The following is a 1675-nucleotide window of genomic DNA, read 5'->3' on the forward strand; positions in this document are numbered from 1 at the left end:
GCTCGAACCGCCGGACCGGTCGGGTGAAGGCATGTTTCGTCACAGTGCCACCCATCCAATGGCAGACGAGTTCGGCGCGCTCGGTTTCACCCACGACGACAACCTCGACGCGTTCCAACATCATACGCGCAATAGCCTGGCGATCGCGCGCTGTGGTGGAGGCGCTGCTCCACAACGCGGGGATATCATGTGCCAGTTGCCGTATTGCATCGCACTCGGCCTGGGTCAGGCGTTCGGGCTCTTGCGCCAAAGCACGCCGCTGTTCCTCCACCAGCAATTGCTCGGCCGCGAGTGCCTCTTCCCAGTCACGTTCCAGTGTCCGGGCAACCAGGCGGTTTTCCGGGTCAACCGCCTCGTAACGGCGACGCGCGAGCGCGGTTTCATATCCGGCGCGTTCAAGCCGCATTTTCCATTGGCCGTGGAGTTGCCGGCGTTCCAGCTCAATATCCTCGGCCGCCTGCAAGCTCACCTCGAGCGTAGCAGGCAAAAGGGCTTCAAGGATCAGCGTGGAGATCAGCCTGTCGACTGGCCAGGCACTGATCGACTGGCAGCGCGCTTCCCCATAGGTGGTGGCGAGTTGATGGCAGATATAGCGGGCCTCGCGGCCATCGTCGGTGTAGGTCGTGAACATCCGCCGTCCGCAAAGCCCGCAAGAGATCAGGCCGCCAAGCAGGGCCGCGCCACCGCGCGGAACACCTGTGTGTCGAGAGCGGTTCGTGGCCATCTGCCGCTGGTTCCTCTCAAAGTTGCTCCAGTCTATATACGCCGGTAACGCATCCTGGTGGAGTACCATCCATTTTTGCGGGTCACTTAGATAAGCTCGACCACTGTGTGGCTTACCGGGAAGCCGACGACGACCATCGTAGTGGCGACGCCCAAAGGCATAGGCGCCCGCATAGGCCGGATGGCGCAACATGTCCGACAGCGTCGCGCGATTGGGACGGTTCCAGCAGACATCGCCCTTATTCGGCCCGCTCCGCACACGATCGGGTAGTTGCAGGTCATGGTCGACGAGATAACGCAGCACACCGCTGATTGATCGCCGGCGCTCGAAGACGGCGAAGACCAGGCGAATTGCCCGCTGCACCCCTTCATCCGGATCCAGCGAAACCTCGCCGGAAGGTTTCAGCACATAGCCGCGCGGAAGGCCCAGAATGAGTTCACCACGACGCGCTTTGGCACATCGGCCTTCGTGCATGCGAGCCTTGAGGATGTGAAGTTCCGCCTCACTCATCGTCCCCTTGAACCCAAGCAGCAGACGATCATTGTAGGTGCCGGGATCATAAATGCCATCGGCATCACCGATGAGCGTGTCGAACAGCGCACACATTTCGAGCAGTTGGTGCCAGTCCCGGCATGATCGGGCCAGACGCGATACTTCGATCCCAAGAACCAACCCAACATGGCCGAGTCCCACTTCCGCAACAAGTCGCTGGAAGCCAGGCCTATCCTGCGACGATGAGCCGGAAAGTCCCAGGTCGTCATCGATGACGGTTACTTGTTCGCGCCGCCATCCCAGTCCACAAGCCCGATCGGCAAGACCATATTGCAACCGGGTAAACTCACGGTTCTGCGCTACCTGCCGCATCGTCGACTGACGGACGTAAACGACGGCCTGCCGCTCTTGATGGCGCGGCAAGACCTTTTCAGGCAGAGTTCTGATGAGTTCCATCGT

General features: G+C 60.8%; 1 protein-coding gene. It reads right to left on the reverse strand.

The annotated features are described in order from the left end of the window. Window positions 1-1675, reverse strand: a 1675-nt coding sequence (locus FHW96_RS25860) for a recombinase family protein (protein ID WP_371815821.1), incomplete at both ends; no start/stop codon positions are given.

Origin of the sequence: Novosphingobium sp. SG751A, assembly GCF_013149295.1 — a bacterium.
In the GTDB taxonomy this organism is placed as follows: domain Bacteria; phylum Pseudomonadota; class Alphaproteobacteria; order Sphingomonadales; family Sphingomonadaceae; genus Novosphingobium.